Annotated in this window: 8 protein-coding genes and 1 pseudogene; 6 read left to right on the plus strand and 3 right to left on the minus strand. The window is 42.3% G+C overall.

What is annotated here, in order from left to right; genetic code table 11:
• From GF401_12705 to GF401_12715, 3 genes are all read right to left on the minus strand, one after another.
• On the minus strand, positions 1-1,026 hold a 1,026-nt coding region (locus GF401_12705; GenBank protein MBD3345916.1), incomplete at its 3' end, for an IS66 family transposase.
• Between the two features lie 41 nt (positions 1,027-1,067).
• Entirely contained in the window at positions 1,068-1,415 is a 348-nt protein-coding gene (gene tnpB, locus GF401_12710) for an IS66 family insertion sequence element accessory protein TnpB (protein MBD3345917.1), read from the minus strand.
• A complete protein-coding gene (locus GF401_12715; GenBank protein MBD3345918.1) occupies positions 1,415-1,738 on the minus strand; it encodes a hypothetical protein in 324 nt (107 codons plus the stop codon). The genes tnpB and GF401_12715 overlap by 1 nt, the downstream gene beginning before the upstream one ends.
• Before the next feature lie 462 nt (positions 1,739-2,200).
• Between GF401_12715 and GF401_12720 the strand changes: the two are divergent.
• The 6 genes and pseudogenes from GF401_12720 to GF401_12745 form a co-directional block, all read left to right on the plus strand.
• Positions 2,201-2,466, plus strand: a pseudogene (locus tag GF401_12720) (DUF4160 domain-containing protein).
• Between the two features lie 10 nt (positions 2,467-2,476).
• A complete protein-coding gene (locus GF401_12725; GenBank protein MBD3345919.1) occupies positions 2,477-2,731 on the plus strand; it encodes a DUF2442 domain-containing protein in 255 nt (84 codons plus the stop codon).
• A gap of 150 nt (positions 2,732-2,881) precedes the next feature.
• A complete protein-coding gene (locus tag GF401_12730; protein ID MBD3345920.1) occupies positions 2,882-3,163 on the plus strand; it encodes a type II toxin-antitoxin system RelE/ParE family toxin in 282 nt (93 codons plus the stop codon).
• 14 nt (positions 3,164-3,177) lie between these two features.
• Positions 3,178-3,471, plus strand: coding sequence for a HigA family addiction module antidote protein (locus GF401_12735; protein ID MBD3345921.1), 294 nt, complete (start codon positions 3,178-3,180; stop codon positions 3,469-3,471).
• A gap of 162 nt (positions 3,472-3,633) precedes the next feature.
• On the plus strand, positions 3,634-3,831 hold the full coding sequence (locus GF401_12740) for an addiction module toxin, HicA family (GenBank protein ID MBD3345922.1): 198 nt from the start codon (positions 3,634-3,636) through the stop codon (positions 3,829-3,831).
• A partial coding sequence (locus tag GF401_12745; GenBank protein MBD3345923.1) for a hypothetical protein occupies positions 3,828-3,914 on the plus strand: 87 nt, incomplete at its 3' end. The genes GF401_12740 and GF401_12745, both read left to right, overlap by 4 nt.

Genomic DNA, 3,914 nt, shown 5'->3' on the forward strand with positions numbered 1-3,914 from the left:
ACGGCGAATATGGGCCAGGCAGGCTACATGGGTAATCTCACCGGAGGTGCCAATCTGACGATACCCTTCGTAGCCGTCGGTTTGTAGATACCCGGCGAAGCGGTGCAGATACAGCTTAGGCACGTGTTTGCCTCTCGAGGGAGCATAGAGGTAACGCACGATTCGCTTCTTCGGCACCCCTCCTACTGCAACCCACATGTAGGAGTTAGTGTTGTTTTCTCTGTGTTGCTCCCGATGTACCTGCACCCGGGTCTCATCCATGTTAATTACCGGTCCAGCGCGTATTTCATCATCGAATAGCTCAATCAGCGGTTCGAGCTTTTTACTGGCCTTCATGATCCACCTTCCCATCGTTTCCCGGGGAATGTGAATCTTAAGACGTTCAAACATCTTCTCCTGCCGGTACAAAGGCAGCCCATCGCAGTATTTTGCCGTTGCTATGTAGGCTACCAGTGACTCTGTGGCGATTCCCTTTTCAATCAACTGCGGGGCAGCCGGTGCAGTTACCATTGTGTGGGCATCCACACTCTGATCGTCGCTGTGACTACAGGCATAGGAGTAACGAACGGTTCGTTTTACCACAAACTGAGGAGGACGAATCTCAAGCTTTTCGCTCACCTCTTCTCCAATGCGCTGTAAAGCGGCTCCACAGCTGCACACCTTCTGCTCTTCGGGTAGATCAATTTCGGTGGTCTCACGAGGTAGATGTTCAGGCAGAGGTTCTCGGCCTCCATGGCCCTTTTTCTTCACCCTCGTGTGTGCTTTTACCGGTCGCTCTTCAGTCTCCTCTTGCCGGTCCTCTGAAATACATTCGGCTTCATTAAAGAGTTCCGCTTGTTTTTGCTCGACGTCATTTAGTTTTTCTGTCGATTTGGCAAAAAACCGGTTGAGGATAATCTGGTACTTTTCTTCCAGTTGCTCATAGGCTAGTTTTTGCTTGAGGTTTTCATTTTGCAGATTACGTACCATCTGCTGCAATTCATCTATGTTTTCCGGTAATGATTCCGGTCCTGTTTCTTCACTCACAGGACCGGATTGTATCAGATATGTTGTTTTTCTTCTAGACCTTAACTGACCTTTGTGTACTCGAGTTCACGATGGGCTTTCCAAATATTCAGTCCGTCCAGCAGTAGTCGCCACTGCTGTCCGCTTATCCGGTGCACCTCATGTGCCTCCGCAGGCCAGGGAAATGTGTCCTGCTCGAGGCGCTTCTGCCAGAGACAAAATCCGTTACGATCCCAATAGATTGCCTTCATTAAGGTGCGTTTTCGGTTGCAGAATATGAACAGTGCTTTTTGAAACGGATCAAGTTCCATCTCTTCCTGTACTACCGCCGCAAGTCCGGCTGATTGTTTTCTCATATCTGTGGCTCCGGGCTTTACGAACAGCTGTACCTTTGACAGGTCAAGGAACATTAGAGGTGCTCCAGAACAGAGAGTACGGTGTGCAGTGTTTCAGGATTCACTCCCGAATACACTTCAACTCGATAATGATTTGGAAGTTCAATCGCAATATTTACTGTCCCTTTACTGTTGCACGTGTACTCGCACTGTGCTGATGAAAAGCTGTCAGGGACCAATCCCTGTTCTGCTGTTCTATTTTTGTTTTGCAGCTGATTAAACCAGCTGTAGAATACATTTCTGTTTATTCCGATTTGCTGTGCATACTCGGTCTTGGTCAGCCCGCTTTCTTTCCAAAGTTCGATGTGAAGCTTTTTCTCTTCCTTCGTAATTTTCATAGCCAGTCACTCCTTTTTTCTGTGTGTATTTGGAGTTTCTGCTATTTTTATTTTCCTATACAGACGGGGTTTGTGAAGCGCTTACAGATATACAGGATGAATTATTATCAGCAAAAGAAGTTAAGGATGTTCTGCCTCCTCCAGAGTTACTAATCCCAAAAGAAGAGACAAAAAAGATCACAATCGCACTATCGAAAAAAAGCATTGTTTTCTTCAAACAGATTTCGGAAGAAACGCATATTCCATATCAACAGATGATTCGTAAGGTATTAGATACTTATACTGATCATTATGCAAAGTAAAAAATGGGCAAAGCAGATAACAGCGAATATGCGGCTTCGGCCATTCGGCCTTCGCCAAAATCTTTCGCGTTGCTCAGGATTTCGCATATTCGCGGAACGTTATGCAACAAATTGTGCAGCAAAATAGACTATGATAGAAGGAGATGATATAATATAGGCTATGCCTACTATTTCAATGTTTTTTGGAATTGTCATTAGAATGTACCTAGGAAAGAAGGAACATAACCCTCCTCACTTTCATGCATATTATCAGGATTTCAAAGGAATTTTTGATATTAACTCTTGCGAAATGACTGAAGGCAATTTACCAAGACGACAAAAAAAGCTCATAGAAGCTTGGGCGGAATTACATAAGGACGAATTATTGGCTGATTGAAATTAGCCCAAAATGGTGAACCTCCCTACAAAATTGATCCATTACAATAAGGAGAATTTTATGTATTTGGGTGTTAAAGATGTAAAACCTCTTTCAGATTACAAATTGTTACTTACTTTTGAGAATGATGAGAAACGTTATTTTGATGTTTCCCCTTATCTTGATTTCGGTATCTTTTCAGAATTACGGGATGTTTCAATATTTAATGCAGTATCAGTTAAATTCGATACTATTGAATGGCCCAATGGAGCAGATTTAGATCCCGAAGTTCTCTATAACAAAAGCTCTATTGACGCTTCACAATTCATCGCATAACAGCGAGTACCCGGCACCGGCCATTCGGCCTCCACCCAAATTGGCTCCCGTTGGTCGACAACTTCGGGTACTCGTGGGCCGTTATGTGACAATTCGAGAACAAGCATATTAACGCTTGACGGTAATGACGCAACAGGTTATTATTAAGGCATGATTGAATCCTTCAGAGATAAGGAAACTGAAAAAATATGGAATGAGACTTACTCGAAAAGGTTTCCGAATGATATTCAACGAATCGGATTAAGAAAGCTTATTCTGATTCATAGGGCAAAAGATGTAAATGATTTGAGGATTCCTCCTGGGAATAGATTGGAGCAATTATCAGGAGATAGAAAAGGACAATATGTTATCAGGATAAATGATCAATGGAGGATCTGTTTTTACTGGAATAATGGTGCTGCGATTGAAGTTGAGATAGCAGATTATCACTAAGATAGGAGAATTTTATGGAAAGAATACCATCTATTACCCCCGGAGAAATCCTATTGGAAGAATTTCTCATGCCTATGAACATATCAGCTTATAGATTAGCAAAGGACACGAATGTTCCTGCTACAAGAATTTCCCAAATTATAAAAGGGAATCGAAAAATAACTGCTGATACAGCTTTACGATTCTCAAAGTATTTTGGCAATTCAGCTGATTTTTGGTTAGGAATCCAGGATGAACTTGATTTAAGAGAAGAAAAGAGAAAAATAGCACACGAATTAGAGAAGATACCACATGTCAAAGCATCGTAATGATTCTCGAATCGTCACATAACAGCGAGTACCCGGCTACGGCCATTCGGCCTCCGTCCTAATTGGCTCCCATTGGTCGCCAATTTCGGGTACTCGCGGAACGTTATAGGAAATTTCTGTTAAATCGATTGACATTAATACACATCGTGTGTACTGTTAGATATGAGAAGCTCAGAAATAATCAAAATCCTGAAAAAGGATGGCTGGTTTGTACATAATATTCGTGGTTCTCATTATCAATTTAAGCACAATACTAAAAACGGAAAAGTTACTGTTCCGCATCCAAAATCAGATCTACCAATTGGTACTACAAAGAGTATTTTTAGACAAGCTGGTATAAATTGGAGGGAGTACCTATGAGATACCCAATTTTTATTGAGAAAGAGCAAACTTCAGACTATGGTGTCACTGTCCCAGATCTCCAGGGTTGTTTCTCAGCAGGA

The sequence above is a fragment of the Chitinivibrionales bacterium genome (assembly GCA_014728215.1).
Lineage (GTDB): Bacteria > Fibrobacterota > Chitinivibrionia > Chitinivibrionales > WJKA01 > WJKA01.